We start from the raw sequence: 17,401 nt of genomic DNA on the forward strand, positions 1-17,401 counted from the left end.
ACGACCAATAACAAACAATTACAAGAAAAATTGTTCAAGCTAACATTCGGAGCATTAAACAGGGAGACACATCATGAAGAAGAAGTTCTCAGTATTCGCGGCGGGTCTTTTATCATTGGCCGCCATTGGCACAGCCATCGCCCAAGAAAGTGAAAACCCGGCTGTGAAAGCTCGTACCTCAATCATGCAACTCTATGCCTTCAATCTTGGTACACTTGGCGGAATGGCTAAGGGAGAGGTCGATTATAATGCCGAGGCCGCAACTCGGGCCGCGAATAATCTTGTTGTACTGACACAAATCGATCAATCCGCGATGTGGCCCCAGGGATCTGACAATGTGTCCGATCCGACCACCCGTGCACTGCCTGCGATCTGGGAGAACTTCCCTGACGTGGGTGCAAAAGGGCAGGCCATGGCAGACGCCGCTGTTGCGATGCAGGCTGCGGCAGGTCAAGATGTTGATGCCCTAAAAGCAGCGATGGGCGATCTGGGCGGAAGCTGTTCGGCATGTCACAAAGCATACAGAGCTCCAAAGAACTGATTGGGCACTGACGGTGCGGCGCTTTCTTTTCTTTGTCGCAATCGTCATTGTGTTGGTCGGGTTGGCCGGTTTGGTGCTGACCCGACCTCAACGAATGGAGCAATCACGACTCGACGGTTTGAACCCAGATCTTGCCAGAGGTGAAATCGTGTTCCACGCGGGGGGATGCGCATCCTGTCATTCAGCGCCGGATGCGGTCGGTGAAGACAAGCTCGTGCTCGCTGGTGGTCGCCGGTTTGAGACGGAATTCGGTACGTTCATTGCCCCCAACATTTCCAGTGACCCGGAAACTGGTATCGGATCCTGGTCTGCCCTGGATCTGGCCAGTGCCTTGATCCATGGAACCGGACCCGAAGGGCAGCACTATTTCCCAGCGTTTCCCTATACCTCTTACGCCAACATGTCGGCCGAAGACGTGGTTTCGCTACACGCATTCCTCGGCACGCTGCCAGCGGCCGCAACGGAAAGTGTTGCGCATGACGTAGGTTTTCCTTTCAGCGTTCGGCGCGGATTGGGGGGATGGAAGCTCTTGTTCATGTCATCAGGCTGGGTGGTTGAAGGTGATCTGACCGACCAACAAAAACATGGCAGGTATTTGGTCGAGGCGCTGGGTCATTGCGCTGAATGCCATACCCCGCGAAATGGTTTAGGGGGCCTGAAACGAGACCTTTGGCTGACGGGTGCACCAAATCCAAATGGGAAAGGTCGTATCCCCGGCTTAACCTCAGACCAGCTTGATTGGTCAGAGGCAGACATTGCCGAATACCTAAAATCTGGCTTTACACCAGACTATGACAGTGCGGGTGGTGAGATGGTGGAAGTCATCGAGAACACCTCACGGCTGACGGATGAGGACCGTTTGGCGATTGCCGCCTATCTCAAGGCTGTTCCTGTTTCGTCGACCGGGCTTTCATCCGAATAACAGTCGTTTGGCGCCACGCAGCGGCGACCAGATGATGTCGCCGATAGGATGCCGTAAGACCTATTCCCTTTTCGCCAAACACCTGTTTTACGTTTTGAACACCGGAGCTCACCAATCACCCGAGTTTCTGTTCATAATTGACTGAGGGTCGCGGCCAAATGACACAAAAAATCGCTCTTTGGTCTATCCCGATATCCATTGCGGTACTGGCCCTGAAACTGTTGGCTTGGTGGCTGACAGGTTCGGTGGCTTTGTTGTCAGACGCAATGGAATCAACCGTGAATGTTGTCGCGGCTTTGTTGGCGTATTTCGCAGTTCGGGTTGCCAATAAGCCCCCTGACCAAAACCACCCCTTTGGTCATAAAAAAGCGGAGTATCTTTCAGCCGTGGTTGAGGGCGCGCTGATTGTGTTGGCGGCGTTCTTGATCATCAGAGAAGCTGTACTGGTGCTCCCGAACCCGCATCTTGAGGATTCGCCGCTGCTTGGAATTGCCGTCAATATCGTTGCAACGGGTGTGAACGGTGCATGGGCCTACCTCTTGCTTAGGACAGGTAGGCGCGAGGGATCGCCCGCCTTGGAAGCGAGCTCCCGCCACATTTTTACGGATGTTATGACTTCTGTTGGTGTCGTCGTAGGACTGATACTAGCGCTTGTCACCGGCTGGTTGATCCTTGACCCGATCCTGGCAATTCTTGTTGCGCTGAACATCTTGTGGGAGGGTTGGAAAGTTATTCGGGCATCCGTCGATGGCCTGATGGATGTGAGCCTGTCGGAACATGACTTGCAGACTGTTTCTAATGCAATCGAAGCAAACCTCGGCGCAGCCTTAGAGTATCATGACCTCAAAGGGCGCAGATCCGCGAATGTTATCTTTGTAGAGTTTCACCTTGTTGTGGACGGCACAATGCCAGTCAGCGCAGCGCACGATATATGTAACGACATAGAGGAAGAACTAGAGTGTCTGTACCCGGGTTCCGTCTTTGTCATTCACCTCGAACCTGATGACGAGTTGAAAGGCGACGGGGTTAATCCCCACTGAACTGCTCATTTGGTTCTGCAAAAAATCTATTGGTTTGACTGATCTGATTAAGACGTTCGGCTTGAAATTCGTCAGACCTAAGCCCGATGTGGGAAAGTCGGACCGGTAGTAGCCTGTCTCCAATGTCACGAAGCGTGTCGATCAAAATTGGAGGCGAAAATGAAAATTCAAAGAAAGCTGGGTCAACTTCTAAGTACCGCGGCGTTGGCTTCGTCGATAGCCGCGACGCCTTATGTGCCAACCTTTGATAAGGATGGTCGCCTACTTTTTGAACCGTCATATGCCTTTGCCAAAAGCGGCAAAGGGAAAGACGGGGATGATCGTGACGATGACAGGGATGATGATCGTGACGATGACAGGGATGATGATCGCGACGACGATCGGGATGATAATTCGGGGTCGGGTAATAGCGGCCGTGGTGGCGACCGAGATGATGATCGTGATGACGATAGAGACGATGATCGAGACGACGACAGAGATGATGACCGGGACGACAATTCGGGATCAGGAAAAAGTGCTCGCGACGACGATGATGATGACGATAATGACGATGATGACTCCAAACGCTCCAATAAGGGCAGCGGAAAGAAGGATAAGTCTAATTCAGGGGGTAAATCGTCGGGTTCGGCTGGGATAACAAAGGTCGAAACGAACGCCAAGGGCATTGAGGTGCGTTACGCCGACGGAACCAAGGAAGAGATCGAAAACGGGCGGTATGAGAGAAAGAATGCTCAGAACCGGACTGTTGAGGAACGCCCCGCGACAGGCGCTGACGTTTCAAGGCTTCGGTCCTTGGCGAATGGTATCTCAATCGACAATGTACGCTCATCTGGGCAAGGCGGCACTGCTGGAAGTCGACCCACGAAAATCGAACGCCAAGGCAACAATATCGAAGTAAATTATGCCAATGGTTGGAAAGAGGAGATCGAGTTTGGGCGTTACGAGTTGAAAGACCCTTACAACCGGACTGTTGTTGAAAGAAACGCAACGGCCTCTGATCGCCGGAGGTTACAGTCGGTTGCTAACTGAGCTGCAATTCCAGTCGATAATCCGTTGGCGGCTTCTTTTTGGTGAGGGGCCGCCACCGTCGTCAAAGAGACCGCAGCTATTCTCCCTTGTTCCAAACATCATGTGCAATGAGCGCGGCCTCTACCCGATTTCGCGCATGAAGCTTGGACAGAACTGCGGTCATGTAGTGCTTCACGGTCTTTTCCTGGAGGTCTAACTCGTCAGCGATTTCACGATTACTCAGTCCTTTGGCCACACGTCTCAGTATTTCTTCCTCACGATGTGTAAGGTCATCTAGAATGCTGCTGTTAACAGACATGCCGGTGTCAGCGTTGATTTGAAGAAGTACCCGCGAGGCCAAGCCAGGAGAAACGAACCCTTCACCTGCGGCGATGCTGCGTAAAGAAGCGGTTAGTTCGCTCGCGGTTACTCCCTTCACAATGTACCCAATCGCACCCGCCTCCAAGGCGTCCGCGACATCGCCGCTGTTCTCTGAGACCGTCAAGATTGCAATGACGGGTGGATTTGCCATTGCCGCGATTTTACGTGTCGCGCTTATCCCGCCACCGGGCATCGAGAGGTCAAGAATAGCTATGTCCGGCTGATGCGCGCCGACCAGCGATACTGCCTCTTCAGCACTGGACCCAGCGGCTAAAACTTCGAAGCCATCAGCTTCATCCAACGTGCGTTGCAAACCATCCCTGAATATCGGGTGATCATCGGCTATTACGACAGATGTGGTCATGATGTGCCTAACTTTCTGGGAAATAGTGTCATAGCTATGGTGGTGCCTTCGCCCGGCCTCGATGCGACGTCGAACCTGCCACCAATACTCTCGACCCGATCTCGCAAGCCCATAAGCCCCTGGCCACCATCGTCTCGCAACGCGGTTTCTTCTGACCTGTCAAATCCTGGTCCGTCGTCTGTGATCTTTACAACTATGCGGTCGTTCTGCGCCTCAGCGATAACAGTGCACTTGGAAGCTGGAGCATATCTCGCCGCATTGGAAAGCGTTTCCTGGAGGAACCGAAAAACGCACAGTTTGTCGGACAATGACAACTCCGGAGCCTGGCTACCCAGGAATGAAATATCCGGTCGCAACGGGCTGTGTTCGGCGTGATCCTCTACGGCTCTCTTGACAACATCGACGAGTGACAGGCTATCGATATCTGGCGCGGACAGCCCTCGCGAAATTGCACGAATTTCAGCCAGCGATTTTTGCAAAGACTGCTGAATTTCCACTGCCTCTTTAGGCCTTTCCGACTCTTTGGAAAACGCCGCCTCCAGTCTAAGGGCGGCGAGCGACAGGTATTGCGCAGGGCCATCATGTAGCTCAGCTCCAAGATTCTTGAGGAACCGATCTGTTTGCGTGGTATATCTTTCTGACGCCTCGACCACACGCGACCGCAGCAGCGCATTCTGCTCAGCCATCTTCTCACTTTCTTTCAACCGCTGTTTAAGAAGAGACCCCTGTCGTAGAATTGTTTTGTCGCCAATTGCGACGATGGAATACAGAACAATAGTACTTGCCAGAAATGCGGAGCCGACGACCAACCAACTTGTTCGCCTGGCCTTAGCTAAGTCTAACTCAAGCTGGTCAGCTCTTTCGTAGAACTCCGCAACTGCGATGATTTCGCCGGACCAGAGTTCGCGAATTGGGCTGTAAACTTCCAGCAGTGGTATCCCCAATGCCGCCTCGGCGGCGCTCTCGGCATGATCAAGTTCTTCGAAAGAGCCGGAGATATCACCGTTCCACGCTCGCCTTAAATCATCCGTTGGATTGAAACGGTTTCCTATGATGTCTGTATCCGAGGCATGCGCAATCACACCGCCTTGCTTCCAGAATTTGTAGGAAACGATACGGTCACGCATTGGCTGGGTCATGAATATCTCATCCAGCGCCAGGCTCGCCTGCTCAGAAAGGCGGTCGCCATGTGCCAATTCCTGGCTGAGCGGGGAAACTACGCTTTCCATATACAGCGCTGCGGAGTTGGCGGAGTTTTGCACGACTGCGTTCTGAATTCGATTAGACACCCAGACCCCAACGATTGCGGTAGCAGTACCCATCACGAAGATACTTGCCGCAAGAAAGACTCGCGACAACGACCAATTGCCAATCGTCAGGTCAGTTACTTTCGCTCTCATCGTGAAATCGACTATGAACTACAATCTGTTACCGCACCACAGACCTTGGTCTGAGGTGATCTGGCTAAATCTCAGACCCTGAGTTTCCGCCCGGTGGCCAGAGTCAGATATCATCCATCGTTCGCAGACTTTGCAGCATCGGGCAGTGAACGTTACCACTATCACAATTGGCGGTAAGCTCACTCAAGGCACGCTCCAGACGTCTGAGCTCATCAATCTTGCTTCGAACGCTGGCAATATGCGCCTCGGCCAATTCTTTCACTGACCAGCAGTCTTCGGCACTTCCTTCTGACAGCTCTAAAAGCGCCTTTGCGTCTGGGAGAGGAAATCCCAGGTCGCGGCACCTCTTCAAAAATCGAAGTCTTCCCACATCGCTTGCTGAAAAGAGGCGACGATTGTTCAGAGCTCGCACAGGTCTTGGTACGATACCTTCGCGTTCGTAGTAGCGGATGGTTTCTATGCCAACCCCGGATTGCCGGGAAGCCTCACCTATCGCAATCATGTGAAGTGCCTCCACTTGATCCTGTAGTTACTACAGGAGTTATACGCTCTGAATACCGGTGCTTCAACACAATCAAATCGAGCATCTCGGGAGCAAAAGATGAAGAAATACCTGAACCTCAGCTACTTGGGATCGGTTTCAGCTCTGGGCGTCGCAACATGCTGTGTTCTTCCAATGGCCATGATGTTGTTAGGCTTGGGCGGCAGTTGGTTGGCAGTATTCGGAAAAATAGCGGCGGCAAGCTACTGTGTTCTCGCCGTCTCAACAGCGCTGGCCGCGGTTTCGTGGTTCTTAGCGCATCTAAACGGGGCGTTGGCAAATCTGAAATGGTGGCTTGTCGGAAGCACGGCGACTACCGCGTTGGCATGGGTCATCGTGTTCAATGAGGCTCAAATCAACGACTATCTAATCATGCAGATGTGAGACAATGACAAATCAAACTGTGGTGCTCAATAGCACTTTGACCTGCCCAAAGTGTGGGCACATTGAAACCGAAAGAATGCCAACTGACTCGTGCCAGTGGTTTTATGAATGCAAATCATGCAAGGCAGTCTTGAAACCGTTAGAAGGCGATTGCTGTGTCTTTTGTTCCTACGCAACTGTACCGTGTCCGCCAATTCAGTTGGGGGATAGCTGTTGTGGATAGGTCTTACTACGGGTCGGATTGATTGACTGCGGACAATACCGAAGGAGTAAAAGATCTAATACTTTTGGCCCGATCCAGCCGTTGGGCAATGGTTCTTGAACGACTGCTCGGCCGAAAATAACAAATTGGAAAGAGGGCGCCGGGCACAGTAGCTTTTTTGGGGCAAGGCAAATGAAAAACTACTTCAATCTATTTGAAAACGGACCCATCCGATGCTCAACGACAAGTGCACTCGGTCGTGAGTAGGGCATCGAGACTGTATTCAGGAATGTTGCTGGTAGCAAAATAGTGGCGGAGAGACAGGGATTCGAACCCTGGGTGGGCTTGCACCCACAACGGTTTTCGAGACCGCCCCGTTCGACCACTCCGGCACCTCTCCGCGGGGGTCTGTGAGGGGGGGATTTAGTGGTGAACGGGCAGGGGTGCAAGCAGAAAGTTCCGGATTTTGACGATAGTGGGATTTTCCATTGCCAGAGGTAAGAAAACACCTAGGCTGATATGTATGACTTACTTTATACGCCAGTTCGCAATCAGCCTCATCCTTCCAATTTTCTCACTTGGTGTCATGGCCTCGCCATCTCAGGCCGCCAGTCAGGATCAGATTGAGGCGTTTCTGACCACGACAGGGTTTGATGTTGCCTTGGAAAGCATAGCGCAGGCCTCTGCTTCGGCCCCGCAGATGCTGGGTATCGACCCTGACGGCTTCGGATCGGATTGGGCGCGTCTGACCGAAGAGGTGTTTGATACCGCTTTGATGCACGAAACGGCCGTCTCGATCCTTGAACAGACGCTTAGCGAAGAGGCGCTGGTCCACGCGGTCTCGTTTTACGCCTCGGAGTTGGGGCAAAGACTGGTCGTTGCTGAAAACGCCGCTCATATGGATGACGATGATGATGCCAAACAACTGGCCGGGCAAGAAATCGTCTCGAAGTTGATAAAAGAAGGCTCATCTCGTGTTGAAAGCCTGAAGCGCATGAACCGTGCGGTGGACGCCAGCGGAACCTCGCTGCGCGCGCTGCAAGAGATTCAGGTGCGGTTTTTACTGGCCGCAAGTGCGTCTGGCATTATCGACATGCAACTGAGCGGAGATGAACTGCGTACGATGATCCAACGCAATGAAGGTGAGTTGCGTCGATCTCTCCAACTGTCAGCTTTGGCAGGGGCGGCTTACACCTACCAGGATTTCTCGGATGAGGATGTCGACGCCTATGTTGACGCTCTGGAACAGCCTCTGATGCAGGAGGTCTATGAGCTGTTGAATGCGATCCAATATGAAATCATGGCGATGCGGTTCGAAGTATTGGCCGCCCGCATGACCGAATTGCGCCCGGCGCAGGATATCTGATGCGAGTTTTAGCTACGGCACTCTGTTTGACGATCTGGGCGCTGCCTATGGCCGCAAGCGAGCGTGCTGAAAGACTGATGCATGCGATGCATATTTTGGATTTTATGAAAATTCTTAGTGAAGAAGGTGTGGCGCAAGGGCATGCAATCAACGAGTCGATGCTGGGCAGCTCAGGAGGAGCCTATTTTTTGGCGCAAGTTGAGGATTTGTACGATCCGAGCACGATGCACCAACAACTTTCGCTGTCGGTTGGCGAGATGATGTCCGATGTGCAGCTAGAACAAGCTTCGATCTTTTTTGAAAGCGAACTGGGGCAAAGCATCGTTTCTCTGGAAAACTCGGCGCGCCGGGCCATTGCAGATGACGCGATCGAAGAGATGGCACGCAGCGCTTACGAACAGGCTGATCGCGAGGGCATGTTTTTTCGTCTTGTAGATGAATATGTGCAGGTCAACGACCTGATCGAGAAAAATGTGCAAGGCACCATCAGCGCCGATTATAGTTTTTACCAAGGACTTGCCTCCGGGCAAAGTGCCCTGTTCGACGATGCATCCGTGTTGCAGGAACTGCTATCTCAGCATGAGAACACCAGGGCAGAGACAACTGAATGGATGTACTCGTTCCTTTTATTGGCCTATCAGCCGTTGAACGAGTCTCAGATGCGAGAGAACATCGCCTTTTCCCGCACCGATGCGGGTCGGGCCTTGAATTCCGCCTTGTTCATGGGTTTTGATGAGATGCTAAACGGCATCTCTTACCAGCTTGGGCAATCCGTTGCGCAAGCCATGAAAGCGTCGGATCTCTGAGCCGCAGATTTTCGGATCTCAAAGCTGCGGATTTTTGGTTGACTTTCTTCATGAATGCTTCGATAAGCGCGCATCCCGGCCGGCTTTCCGCGCCGGGTATCGTTATTCTTTGACCTGATGGCATGTGCCAAAGGTCATTCACACAGCCCGAAAAGGGCGCGCTGTTCGAGGTGGCGAAAGCCAGTAACACCCAATCGGGGACCACAGAACGCGGTTAGACAAAGGAAAGACGCATGTTTGCGGTCCTCAAGACTGGCGGCAAGCAGTACAAGGTTCATGCGGGCGATGTGCTCCGTGTTGAAAAGCTGGCTGCCGACGCAGGTGAAAAAGTTCAATTCAACGATGTTCTGATGCTGGGCGGCGACGCACCGGTTGTTGGTGCACCTTTCGTTGAAGGCGCAGGTGTACAGGCCGAAGTGATCGAACAGATCAAAGGTGACAAGGTCATCAAGTTCGTCAAGCGCCGTCGTAAGCACAGCTCGAAGCGTACTGTTGGTCACCGTCAGAAACTGACTCTGGTCAAAATCACCGACATCCTGTCGTCGGGCGCTGACAAGTCGGGCATCAAAGCTGCAACCGGTTCGGCACCGGCTGGCGAAGCTGCTCCGGTAGCGAAAAAGCCTGCCAAGAAAGCTGAAGCCAAAGCAGAGGCACCCGCCGCAGCTGCTGCCGCTGACGATCTGACAGCCCTTAACGGTGTCGGCCCTGCCGCTGCCAAAAAGCTGGTTGAAGCCGGTATCGAAAGCTTTGCCGCTCTGGCCGCCTTGTCGGACGAGCAGATTGCTGCTATCGACACTATCAAAGTGAAACCCGAATGGGTTGAGCAAGCCAAAGAGCTGGCTCAGGGCTAAGGAGAGAGAGAATGGCACATAAGAAAGCTGGCGGTTCCTCCCGTAACGGTCGCGACTCAGCTGGTCGTCGCCTTGGCGTGAAACTGTATGGTGGCCAGGCCGCCATCGCAGGCAACATCATCGTGCGTCAGCGCGGCACCAAGTTCTGGCCGGGCGAAGGCGTAGGCATGGGCAAAGACCATACCATCTTTGCAACTGTCGATGGCGCCGTGAAGTTCCATAAGGGACTTAAAAACCGCACCTTTATTTCGGTCCTGCCAGTGGCGGAGGCCGCAGAGTAAGCCGAAACCCAGAAGGTTTAAGAAAAATTCATGGGGGACCGGCACAAAGTGCCGGTCCCTTTTTCGTTTTAACGCAGTCGTGATCACCAGAACCGATGACAGTCGCAACCACCAGTTTCCTGATTTTTGCCGCTTCGCAGGTTGGCACGCCGGGACCGGCCAATATGGTCCTGCTGGGAACAGGTGCGCGTTTTGGCTTTCGGTCGGCACTGCCCTTTGTGGGCGGGGTCATTCTGGGTAAACAGCTGATCATCTGGCCGGTTGGTTTTGGCCTGATGCAAGTGGCCGATCAGGCGCCGTTGGTGTTCGAGACACTCAAATATGCTTCTGCTGCATATATTTGCTGGCTCGCGTGGAAAATTGCCAATCTGCGGCTTTCCCGAGGTCAATCGGATAAGCAAGTGCCCGGTTTTCTGGCGGGGTTAATAGTGCATCCTCTTAACCCTAAGGCTTGGGCAATGATTATCGCAGGCTTCACCGGGTTTGTGGCAACAGGAACACCCAGTTTTGAGGCAACCCTTACGATCGCTCTCTGTTTGTTAATCTGCCAGATCGTATTGCACCCGATCTGGACATTTGCAGGAGATCGGATCGCCCATGCGGTTGAAGGTCGGCCTGCGGAAAAATATCTGATGTGGACGTTAGCCAGTTTGACAGTTGCGTCCGTACTTTTTGTGTTGTTCGGAGGAGGAACGCACTCATGAAAATTGAGGCAATAATAAATCAGCCGGTCATTGAAACCGAGCGGTTCGACCTTCGCCCTCTGCGTCGGTCGGATTTGGGTCTCATTGAGCACTATGCAGGCGATGAGCGTGTGGCGCGCATGACGACATCGATCCCGCATCCATTGCCGCCCGGCTCGATTGAGGCGTTTGTGATGCGCGCGATGGCCGAAGACCGGGACGAGGATGTCTGGGCAATGGATGCCACAAAGGATGGTGGCCCGGAGCTGATCGGACTGATTTCATTGACCCGGCTGGATCGCAACCAGTCCGAGGTCGGCTATTGGGTCGCCCCGGTGTATTGGAACACCGGCATTGCATCGCTGGCCGTTGAAACGCTGGTCAACGCCAATCCGCTGGAAAACGCGACCATGTTCGCCAGCGTGTTCCAGGACAACCCGGCCTCGGCCCGGGTTCTGACCCATTGCGGGTTCCAGTATCTTGGCGATGCGGAAACCTATTCGGTGGCGCGCGATGCGAATGTGCCCACCTGGACCTATACAAAGAAACTCTGACTTGTGGCCGATGGGGCCTTTGCAGTAGGGGACAGCTATGAAATTTCTCGATCTTGCAAAGGTCTACATCCGGTCCGGGGCCGGAGGTGGCGGCTGCGTCAGCTTTAGACGTGAAAAGTACATCGAATACGGCGGACCCGATGGTGGGGACGGCGGTAAGGGTGGGTCTGTTTGGGCCGAGGTTGTGGACGGGCTGAACACCCTGATCGACTTTCGCTATCAACAGCATTTTTTCGCCAAGAACGGCCAACCCGGTCGCGGTCAGCAGCGTACGGGTAAGGATGGTGACGACATCATCCTGCGCGTTCCCGTCGGAACCGAGATTCTGGACGAAGACGAAGAGACCGTGATTTGTGACCTGACCGAGGTTGGTCAGAGGTTTTTGCTGGCAAAAGGCGGCAACGGCGGCTTTGGCAACCTGCATTTCAAATCCGCGACCAATCAGGCCCCGCGCCGCGCCAATCCGGGGCAGGCGGGGATCGACCGCACCATCTGGCTGCGGCTGAAGCTAATTGCGGATGTGGGTCTTTTGGGCATGCCCAACGCCGGGAAATCAACTTTCTTGGCTGCCACATCCAATGCACGGCCCAAAATCGCCGACTATCCCTTTACTACGCTGCACCCCAATCTGGGCGTTGTCGGTGTCGATAATGTAGAGTTCGTCGTTGCCGACATCCCCGGACTGATCGAAGGCGCGCATGAAGGGCGTGGAATCGGTGACCGGTTTCTGGGCCACGTGGAACGCTGCGCTGTGCTTTTGCATCTGATCGACGGCACCTCGGAAACTGTGGTCGAAGACTATCGCACAATCATCACCGAGCTTGAGGCTTATGGCGGAGAGCTGGCGGATAAGCCACGTATCACCGTTTTGAACAAGATCGACGCTCTGGACGATGAGGAACGCGAACTGATCAAGGCCGAACTGGAAGAAGCCGTTCGCGGCCCGGTCATGACCATGTCAGGCGTTGCGCATTTGGGCGTGACCGAGGTGCTGCGGTCCTTGCGGGCTCAGATCGATGAAAACCGCCTGCGCCAGAAACCCGCCGAGGAGGCCACGCCTTGGCAACCCTGACCCATGCCCGCCGCCTGGTGGTCAAGATCGGATCGGCCTTGTTGGTCGACCGGGATACGGGATTGCTCAGGTCGGATTGGCTGAAATCGCTGGCGCAGGACGTGGCTTGGCTGAAAGGGCAGGGGACAGATGTTGTTCTGGTCTCGTCCGGGTCAATCGCGTTGGGTCGAGGTGTACTTGGCCTGCCGATGCAGAATCTGCCGCTGGAACAGTCACAGGCCGCTGCGGCGGTTGGACAAATCCGGCTTGCCCGTGCGTATGAAGAAGCGTTGACGCCGCATGAGATCAAAACCGCTCAGGTGCTGGTCACGTTGGAAGACAGCGCGGATCGGCGGCGTTATCTGAATTCCCGTGCAACGCTGGAAACGCTGCTGAGCCTGGGTGTTGTTCCGATTGTCAACGAAAACGATACAGTCGCCACGGATGAGATCCGGTATGGCGACAATGACCGGCTGGCAGCGCAAATCGCCGTGACCATCGGCGCGGATCAGTTGATCCTGCTTTCAGATGTCGACGGGTTCTATTCGGGCAATCCCAACGAGGACACGACAGCCACCCGATATGACGTGATCAAACAGATCACGCCCGAGATCGAGGCCATGGCAGGTGACGCGGGATCGGGGCTGTCAAAGGGCGGCATGAAGACCAAGCTGTTGGCTGCCAAGATGGCAACCGCAGCTGGCTGCGATATGGCGATAACTGAAGGATCACCCCTGAACCCGCTGAAAACGCTTGAAAATGGAGCGAGCTGCACTTGGTTCACGGCCACGCTCGATCCGCATGCAGCCCGGAAACGCTGGATTTCGGCGATGAAACCGCGCGGAGAGATCGTGATCGATGACGGCGCGGCAAGGGCGCTTTCCAATGGCAAAAGCCTGTTGCCCGCTGGCATTGTCGAGGTCACGGGTGATTTTGGTCGCGGCGATCCCGTCGCTGTTCTGGATGCGCAGGCGCGGAGGCTGGCACAGGGGCTAAGTCGCTATACCGCGCAAGAGGCGGATGCGATCAAAGGACGTAAATCGTCTGAAATCGAGGCGACGCTAGGCTATCCAGGCCGCGCGGCCCTGATCCACCGGGACGATCTGGCGCTGTAAGGGCGTGATTTGATAAACTGAGACCGAAAGGCGCTTGAGATGAAGGATTTCGACAACATTCCCGCAATGATGGCCGACCTTGGTGCGCGCGCCAAAGCAGCCTCGCAAGAGCTTGCTTTTGCCACCGCAGAACGCAAGCACGCTGCGCTGATCACAGCCGCAGACGCCGTTTGGCACAAACGTGCCGACATTATCGAAGCGAACAAGAAGGATTTGGAGTTCGGGCGAGAAAAGGGTTTGAGCCCCGCGATGATGGACCGCCTGATGCTGGATGAAGCACGCGTTCAGGGCATGGTTGACGGACTGCGCACCGTCGCCGATCAGACCGATCCTGTGGGTGAGGTGTTGGCCGAATGGGACATGGCCTCGGGCCTCCACATTCAGCGTGTGCGCACGCCATTGGGTGTGATCGGCGTGATCTACGAAAGCCGTCCCAACGTGACGGCGGATGCGGGTGCATTGTGCCTGAAATCCGGGAACGCCGTGATCTTGCGAGGCGGGTCTGAGAGCTTTCATTCGTCAACCGCGATCCACGCCTGTCTGGTTGAGGGGCTAGCAGCTGCTAGCTTGCCCGAAGACGCCATTCAACTGGTGCCGACTCGCGACCGGGCTGCGGTGCAAGAGCTTTTGACCATGACTGATTATGTCGACGTCATCGTTCCTCGAGGTGGCAAAGGATTGGTGGGTCTTGTGCAACGCGAGGCGCGCGTGCCCGTCTTTGCGCATCTCGAAGGCATCGTTCATATTTATGTTGATAAAGCCGCCGATCCCCAGAAGACGCTGGATGTTGTGTTGAATGCCAAAACTCGGCGCACCGGTATCTGTGGCGCGGCAGAATGCTTGCTGATCCATCAAGACGTTGCAGAAACACTGGGCCGTGATCTAATCGCTGCTCTTCAAGCTGCGGGTGTTGAAGTGCATGCCGAAGGCGTTTTGGCCAATGAGAACACCATTCCTGCGTCGGATGATGACTGGGGCAAAGAGTACCTAGATAGTATCATCGCTGCACGGCCCGTCGCAGATATCGACGCCGCGATTGCGCATATCCGGCAGTTTGGCTCAAGCCACACCGATTGTATCATTACCGAGGATTCCGTGGCCGCCGAGCACTTTTTCGAACGGCTTGACAGCGCAATCCTGATGCATAACGCCTCGACCCAATTCGCGGATGGCGGTGAGTTTGGCATGGGTGCTGAGATTGGTATCGCCACCGGCAAGATGCACGCGCGCGGTCCTGTCGGTGCCGCTCAGTTGACCAGTTTTAAGTATCTGGTGCGCGGAAACGGGACCACTCGGCACTAAAACCGCAGTGTCACCCGGGTTGCGGTCGTTTCTGCCGTGATCCTGCGCCCCATCGTCGAGGCCGTGTCCGGCAGCAGGGCAAATTGAACGTGCGCCGGGCTTAGTTTTTCGGTAAATCGCCCCGAGCCAATCCCTTTCCACAGTCCCGTATTGAGGTTCAGCTTGTCAGCAACGCCAGTCACCGTCCATGCGTCGCCCTGAGTTTCGATTTCCACTTCGCCGCCGAAGGGCATCGCATTTTCACAGCACATCACAGCCAGAAACGCGAGTTTAACCTGATTGCGCGGGACAGGTTCGGTCAGGTTCCAACTGATCCGCAGGCGCCCGGCCTTTTCCACATCTTTAAGAAGCTCGACCACTTCGGTGCGACCCAACGGCTGATCGCTTGCTGATCCAAAGGCAACGCGGAAAAACCGGATGCGGGCGCCTGCACTGCCAACGCTGCCTGAAATCAGCTCCATTTCAGGGCCTTGGACTGCGCCAACCATCTCCAACAGCTCAAGCCCGTTGGTAATTGCCCCAATGGGGCTGATCAGATCATGACAGATCCGAGAGCCGATCAATTCGGCCAGGTTGACGTCTGACGCGCCCATGCGTACCTCCTGCTGCATCTGCCTTGGACCCGGAGGCCCGATATGACAGATCTGAATGCCATTCTCGCACCGGGCATGTTTGTCCGCCACCCCGATTTCCCCGATTGGGGCGTTGGACAGGTGCAGTCCAACATCGGAGGCAAGATCACCGTTAACTTTCGCGAGCAGGGGAAAGTGGTGATCGACGGGACACGCATAGCCCTGATGCCGGTCTTTGATCCGTGAAACTGGTTTAGGAAAGGTTAACAACTCGGGCAAAACGCGGGCGAGTTGCCTTTGGCCGAGCAATCGCGTTATCAGCGCGCAACCGCGATCGATGGAATTTTCTTGATGCCAGACGAAGGCCCCTCATTCACTGTCAAATTGGCCAATACCGAGGTTGAACTGCGGGCGGCCCAACGTCTGCGCTATGACGTGTTTGTTCAGGAATTGGGCGGTGGCGGCGAGATGGTGGATCATGAGGCGGGGCTCGAGAAGGATCGGTTCGATCCATACTTCGATCATATGCTCGCCATCGACGATTCATCTGGAGAGGTGATCGGCGTCTATCGACTGCTTCCTGGTGAGCGAGCTGCCGAACTGGGGCAATTCTACTCCGAGGATGAATACGATCTCACCGTTCTGAAACAAAGCGGGCGCAAGCTGTTGGAGCTTGGACGCTCGTGCGTGCATCCGGATTATCGTGGTGGCACGGCGATGTATCATCTGTGGAATGGTCTGGCTGCATACGTCACTGAGCGTGGTATTGAGATCTTGTTCGGGGTCGCGAGTTTCCACGGAACCGACGTGAGCAAATTGGCGCAGCCGCTGTCGATGCTGCATCACAACCATCTTGCCCCGCTGGATTTGCGGGTTCGGGCCCAGCCAGAGGTATTTCAATCAATGGACCTTTTGGCACCCAACGCGCTGGATCGGCGCGCGGCGATGGTTCAAGTGCCGTCTCTCATCAAGGCCTACCTTCGCCTCGGTGGATTCGTGGGCGAGGGGGCATTTATCGATCATGCCTTCAACACAACCGATGTGTGTCTGATCCTTGACACAGCCCGCATGAATGAGCGTCAGCGGCGTATTTATGGTGGAGCATAACCCTGTGAGCGACCCATCGTGGCAGAGTGAAGACGCGCCTGATCCAATTGAGCTTGGTTTCATAGGTTGGGTCCTGGTGATACTTCGCGGTTTGCCGCTGGCCCTTTTGGTTTTTGGGGGGCTGTTCGTCTTATTGGCCATACGTCTCATCGAACGACCGCTTTATGGCGTTCAACGGCCGGTGACACCGTTCATTTCTCAGTTCGTTTGTCGCAATGCATTTCGAATTCTCGGGATCAGATTTCGCACCTCTGGCGCGCTCATGCAGGAACGCGGCGCTGTGGTTGCAAACCATACGTCGTGGCTGGATATCTTTGCGCTGAATGCCCGTAAGCGCGTGTATTTCGTATCGAAAGCCGAAGTTGCAAAATGGCCCGGCATCGGCTGGCTGGCACGCGCGACGGGTACGGTCTTTATCGAACGTGATCGCAAGAAAGCCCGCGAGCAGACCCGGATTTTCGAGGAACGTCTGAAAGCCGGGCACAAGCTGTTGTTCTTTCCAGAAGGCACTTCGACCGACGGACAGCGAATTTTACCCTTTAAAACAACACTCTTTGCCGCGTTCTTCACTGAAGAGCTGCGGGAATTCATGTATGTTCAACCGGTTTCGGTCATCTTTCACGCTCCCCAAGGTCAGCCCGATAGGTTTTATGGCTGGTGGGGCGACATGGATTTCGGTCCGCATTTGCTTAAGACTTTGGGGGCACGTCGACAAGGCACCGTGGAATTGATCTACCACGCGCCAGCTAAGGTTAGCGACTTTGAAAACCGCAAAGCTCTGGCAGCCCATTGCGAAGACGCGGTACGTGATGCGCATTCACTGGCGCGGCTTGAAAAATAGGGGCATTTGGCCCTTGCACTGATGCTAAACCTGCCGTATACGCGCGCCATTCAAACCCGCAGGCGGGATTTGGGCTTTTTGAGGGAGAC

At 54.7% G+C, this 17,401-nt stretch carries 22 protein-coding genes and 1 tRNA gene; 18 read left to right on the forward strand and 5 right to left on the reverse strand.

Annotated features, from left to right (window positions below; genetic code table 11):
• Window positions 1-73: 73 nt before the first annotated feature.
• The 4 genes from ACR0I1_RS02400 (at window position 74) to ACR0I1_RS02415 (ending at window position 3,532) form a co-directional block, all read left to right on the forward strand.
• The gene (locus ACR0I1_RS02400) at window positions 74-541 is read left to right on the forward strand and encodes a cytochrome c (protein WP_170392763.1); all 468 of its coding nucleotides are present in this window, start codon (window positions 74-76) and stop codon (window positions 539-541) included.
• Window positions 542-554: 13 nt separating this feature from the next.
• Complete coding sequence (locus ACR0I1_RS02405) at window positions 555-1,463, forward strand: c-type cytochrome (protein WP_480704805.1); 909 nt, start codon at window positions 555-557, stop codon at window positions 1,461-1,463.
• A gap of 158 nt (window positions 1,464-1,621) precedes the next feature.
• Window positions 1,622-2,503 (forward strand): cation diffusion facilitator family transporter, encoded by an 882-nt coding sequence (locus ACR0I1_RS02410; protein ID WP_480704807.1) that lies wholly within the window; start codon window positions 1,622-1,624, stop codon window positions 2,501-2,503.
• 147 nt (window positions 2,504-2,650) lie between these two features.
• Window positions 2,651-3,532, forward strand: a complete 882-nt coding sequence (locus tag ACR0I1_RS02415; protein WP_480704809.1) for a hypothetical protein — start codon at window positions 2,651-2,653, stop codon at window positions 3,530-3,532.
• A 76-nt stretch (window positions 3,533-3,608) separates the two neighbouring features.
• On the opposite strand, the gene ACR0I1_RS02420 is transcribed toward ACR0I1_RS02415, so the two are convergent.
• From ACR0I1_RS02420 to ACR0I1_RS02430, 3 genes are all read right to left on the reverse strand, one after another.
• Entirely contained in the window at window positions 3,609-4,256 is a 648-nt protein-coding gene (locus ACR0I1_RS02420; protein WP_480704811.1) for a response regulator, read from the reverse strand.
• Entirely contained in the window at window positions 4,253-5,656 is a 1,404-nt protein-coding gene (locus tag ACR0I1_RS02425; RefSeq protein ID WP_480704813.1) for a sensor histidine kinase, read from the reverse strand. Before ACR0I1_RS02425 ends, ACR0I1_RS02420 begins: the two co-directional genes overlap by 4 nt.
• Before the next feature lie 103 nt (window positions 5,657-5,759).
• Window positions 5,760-6,158 (reverse strand): MerR family transcriptional regulator, encoded by a 399-nt coding sequence (locus ACR0I1_RS02430; protein WP_170392759.1) that lies wholly within the window; start codon window positions 6,156-6,158, stop codon window positions 5,760-5,762.
• A gap of 99 nt (window positions 6,159-6,257) precedes the next feature.
• Between ACR0I1_RS02430 and ACR0I1_RS02435 the strand changes: the two genes are divergently transcribed.
• On the forward strand, window positions 6,258-6,581 hold the full coding sequence (locus ACR0I1_RS02435) for a hypothetical protein (protein ID WP_480704815.1): 324 nt from the start codon (window positions 6,258-6,260) through the stop codon (window positions 6,579-6,581).
• A gap of 4 nt (window positions 6,582-6,585) precedes the next feature.
• Window positions 6,586-6,804, forward strand: a complete 219-nt coding sequence (locus ACR0I1_RS02440; protein ID WP_480704817.1) for a GDCCVxC domain-containing (seleno)protein — start codon at window positions 6,586-6,588, stop codon at window positions 6,802-6,804.
• A gap of 289 nt (window positions 6,805-7,093) precedes the next feature.
• Here ACR0I1_RS02440 and ACR0I1_RS02445 read toward each other — a convergent pair.
• Window positions 7,094-7,183 (reverse strand) — tRNA-Ser (locus tag ACR0I1_RS02445).
• A 123-nt stretch (window positions 7,184-7,306) separates the two neighbouring features.
• On the opposite strand from ACR0I1_RS02445, the gene ACR0I1_RS02450 reads away from it, so the two are divergent.
• The 9 genes from ACR0I1_RS02450 (at window position 7,307) to ACR0I1_RS02490 (ending at window position 14,792) form a co-directional block, all read left to right on the forward strand.
• The gene (locus tag ACR0I1_RS02450) at window positions 7,307-8,149 is read left to right on the forward strand and encodes a DUF2059 domain-containing protein (protein WP_480704819.1); all 843 of its coding nucleotides are present in this window, start codon (window positions 7,307-7,309) and stop codon (window positions 8,147-8,149) included.
• On the forward strand, window positions 8,149-8,955 hold the full coding sequence (locus ACR0I1_RS02455) for a DUF2059 domain-containing protein (RefSeq protein ID WP_480704821.1): 807 nt from the start codon (window positions 8,149-8,151) through the stop codon (window positions 8,953-8,955). The genes ACR0I1_RS02450 and ACR0I1_RS02455 overlap by 1 nt, the downstream gene beginning before the upstream one ends.
• 233 nt (window positions 8,956-9,188) lie before the next feature.
• The gene (locus ACR0I1_RS02460; protein WP_170405742.1) at window positions 9,189-9,806 is read left to right on the forward strand and encodes a 50S ribosomal protein L21; all 618 of its coding nucleotides are present in this window, start codon (window positions 9,189-9,191) and stop codon (window positions 9,804-9,806) included.
• Window positions 9,807-9,817: 11 nt separating this feature from the next.
• Complete coding sequence (gene rpmA, locus ACR0I1_RS02465; RefSeq protein ID WP_010440093.1) at window positions 9,818-10,087, forward strand: 50S ribosomal protein L27; 270 nt, start codon at window positions 9,818-9,820, stop codon at window positions 10,085-10,087.
• Between the two features lie 95 nt (window positions 10,088-10,182).
• On the forward strand, window positions 10,183-10,791 hold the full coding sequence (locus ACR0I1_RS02470) for a LysE family translocator (RefSeq protein WP_170509934.1): 609 nt from the start codon (window positions 10,183-10,185) through the stop codon (window positions 10,789-10,791).
• A complete protein-coding gene (locus ACR0I1_RS02475; protein WP_170393085.1) occupies window positions 10,788-11,324 on the forward strand; it encodes a GNAT family N-acetyltransferase in 537 nt (178 codons plus the stop codon). The genes ACR0I1_RS02470 and ACR0I1_RS02475 overlap by 4 nt, the downstream gene beginning before the upstream one ends.
• 37 nt (window positions 11,325-11,361) lie before the next feature.
• Window positions 11,362-12,396 carry a GTPase ObgE gene (gene obgE / locus ACR0I1_RS02480; protein WP_480569695.1) on the forward strand — a complete coding sequence of 345 codons (1,035 nt, stop codon included), beginning with the start codon at window positions 11,362-11,364 and terminating at the stop codon, window positions 12,394-12,396.
• Complete coding sequence (gene proB, locus ACR0I1_RS02485) at window positions 12,384-13,490, forward strand: glutamate 5-kinase (protein WP_170393083.1); 1,107 nt, start codon at window positions 12,384-12,386, stop codon at window positions 13,488-13,490. The genes obgE and proB overlap by 13 nt, the downstream gene beginning before the upstream one ends.
• A 39-nt stretch (window positions 13,491-13,529) precedes the next feature.
• Window positions 13,530-14,792: a glutamate-5-semialdehyde dehydrogenase gene (locus ACR0I1_RS02490; protein ID WP_480704824.1), complete on the forward strand. Its 1,263-nt coding sequence runs from the start codon at window positions 13,530-13,532 to the stop codon at window positions 14,790-14,792.
• On the opposite strand, the gene ACR0I1_RS02495 is transcribed toward ACR0I1_RS02490, so the two are convergent.
• Window positions 14,789-15,385 carry a histidine phosphotransferase family protein gene (locus ACR0I1_RS02495; RefSeq protein ID WP_480704826.1) on the reverse strand — a complete coding sequence of 199 codons (597 nt, stop codon included), beginning with the start codon at window positions 15,383-15,385 and terminating at the stop codon, window positions 14,789-14,791. The genes ACR0I1_RS02490 and ACR0I1_RS02495 overlap by 4 nt on opposite strands.
• Window positions 15,386-15,427: 42 nt before the next feature.
• On the opposite strand from ACR0I1_RS02495, the gene ACR0I1_RS02500 reads away from it, so the two are divergent.
• The 3 genes from ACR0I1_RS02500 (at window position 15,428) to olsA (ending at window position 17,312) form a co-directional block, all read left to right on the forward strand.
• The gene (locus tag ACR0I1_RS02500; protein ID WP_170393080.1) at window positions 15,428-15,610 is read left to right on the forward strand and encodes a DUF3553 domain-containing protein; all 183 of its coding nucleotides are present in this window, start codon (window positions 15,428-15,430) and stop codon (window positions 15,608-15,610) included.
• Between the two features lie 105 nt (window positions 15,611-15,715).
• Entirely contained in the window at window positions 15,716-16,471 is a 756-nt protein-coding gene (olsB, locus tag ACR0I1_RS02505) for an L-ornithine N(alpha)-acyltransferase (RefSeq protein WP_480569703.1), read from the forward strand.
• The gene (gene olsA, locus ACR0I1_RS02510) at window positions 16,458-17,312 is read left to right on the forward strand and encodes a lyso-ornithine lipid O-acyltransferase (RefSeq protein ID WP_480705724.1); all 855 of its coding nucleotides are present in this window, start codon (window positions 16,458-16,460) and stop codon (window positions 17,310-17,312) included. Before olsB ends, olsA begins: the two co-directional genes overlap by 14 nt.
• The last annotated feature ends 89 nt before the right edge of the window (window positions 17,313-17,401 follow it).

Source organism: Ruegeria sp. B11 (assembly GCF_056539785.1).

Coding starts and splice junctions, on each gene's coding strand:
- olsB (WP_480569703.1), top strand. CDS start 15,716: ATGCCAGACGAAGGCCCCTCATTCACTGTCAAATTGGCCAATACCGAG.
- ACR0I1_RS02420 (WP_480704811.1), bottom strand. CDS start 4,256: ATGACCACATCTGTCGTAATAGCCGATGATCACCCGATATTCAGGGAT.
- ACR0I1_RS02460 (WP_170405742.1), top strand. CDS start 9,189: ATGTTTGCGGTCCTCAAGACTGGCGGCAAGCAGTACAAGGTTCATGCG.
- rpmA (WP_010440093.1), top strand. CDS start 9,818: ATGGCACATAAGAAAGCTGGCGGTTCCTCCCGTAACGGTCGCGACTCA.
- ACR0I1_RS02410 (WP_480704807.1), top strand. CDS start 1,622: ATGACACAAAAAATCGCTCTTTGGTCTATCCCGATATCCATTGCGGTA.
- olsA (WP_480705724.1), top strand. CDS start 16,458: ATGGTGGAGCATAACCCTGTGAGCGACCCATCGTGGCAGAGTGAAGAC.
- ACR0I1_RS02490 (WP_480704824.1), top strand. CDS start 13,530: ATGAAGGATTTCGACAACATTCCCGCAATGATGGCCGACCTTGGTGCG.
- ACR0I1_RS02400 (WP_170392763.1), top strand. CDS start 74: ATGAAGAAGAAGTTCTCAGTATTCGCGGCGGGTCTTTTATCATTGGCC.
- ACR0I1_RS02455 (WP_480704821.1), top strand. CDS start 8,149: ATGCGAGTTTTAGCTACGGCACTCTGTTTGACGATCTGGGCGCTGCCT.
- obgE (WP_480569695.1), top strand. CDS start 11,362: ATGAAATTTCTCGATCTTGCAAAGGTCTACATCCGGTCCGGGGCCGGA.
- ACR0I1_RS02435 (WP_480704815.1), top strand. CDS start 6,258: ATGAAGAAATACCTGAACCTCAGCTACTTGGGATCGGTTTCAGCTCTG.
- ACR0I1_RS02470 (WP_170509934.1), top strand. CDS start 10,183: ATGACAGTCGCAACCACCAGTTTCCTGATTTTTGCCGCTTCGCAGGTT.
- ACR0I1_RS02440 (WP_480704817.1), top strand. CDS start 6,586: ATGACAAATCAAACTGTGGTGCTCAATAGCACTTTGACCTGCCCAAAG.
- ACR0I1_RS02425 (WP_480704813.1), bottom strand. CDS start 5,656: ATGAGAGCGAAAGTAACTGACCTGACGATTGGCAATTGGTCGTTGTCG.
- ACR0I1_RS02500 (WP_170393080.1), top strand. CDS start 15,428: ATGACAGATCTGAATGCCATTCTCGCACCGGGCATGTTTGTCCGCCAC.
- ACR0I1_RS02495 (WP_480704826.1), bottom strand. CDS start 15,385: ATGGGCGCGTCAGACGTCAACCTGGCCGAATTGATCGGCTCTCGGATC.
- ACR0I1_RS02475 (WP_170393085.1), top strand. CDS start 10,788: ATGAAAATTGAGGCAATAATAAATCAGCCGGTCATTGAAACCGAGCGG.
- ACR0I1_RS02430 (WP_170392759.1), bottom strand. CDS start 6,158: ATGATTGCGATAGGTGAGGCTTCCCGGCAATCCGGGGTTGGCATAGAA.
- ACR0I1_RS02450 (WP_480704819.1), top strand. CDS start 7,307: ATGACTTACTTTATACGCCAGTTCGCAATCAGCCTCATCCTTCCAATT.